General features: G+C 74.6%; 1 protein-coding gene. It reads left to right on the plus strand.

The genetic code is table 11. The features are described 5' to 3' along the window. Nucleotides 1-46: 46 nt before the first annotated feature. Nucleotides 47-414: enhanced serine sensitivity protein SseB C-terminal domain-containing protein (locus D3227_RS40775; protein ID WP_245452176.1), on the plus strand; the 368-nt coding region annotated here is incomplete at its 3' end.

Consider the following 414-nt stretch of genomic DNA (forward strand, 5'->3'; position numbering starts at 1 on the left):
GCCCAACGGCGGGGGCCCGGGCAGCCCGAGCCTCGATCTGCCCACGATGGAGATCGACGGCGGCGCGTATGTCCCGGTGTTCAGCTCCGAGCGGCAGTTCCTCCAGCTCGTCGGCTCCCATATGTCCTTCACCGTCGCCCCGGCCGTGGAGTTCGCCCGCGGGCTGCCGCCCCAGCTCGGCATCGCGGTGAACCCCGGTGGCGCGGTGGTCGTACCACTGCCTCCGCCCGCCGTCCGGGAGTTGTGCCGCGCCGGGCGTAGCGAGCTCGACGGCCCGGCCAACGGCGGCCGGGTGCGGCTCTTCGAACCGGACTGGCAGGACGAGCCGGTGGACTTCCTGGCCGCCGCCGGGATCGAGTTCGCCAAGGGCACCGGAGTGCGGACCGCCCGGCGCGCCCTGGCCAGCGTCGAGGG

The sequence above is a fragment of the Mesorhizobium waimense genome, from assembly GCF_003601975.1.
Lineage (GTDB): Bacteria > Pseudomonadota > Alphaproteobacteria > Rhizobiales > Rhizobiaceae > Mesorhizobium > Mesorhizobium waimense.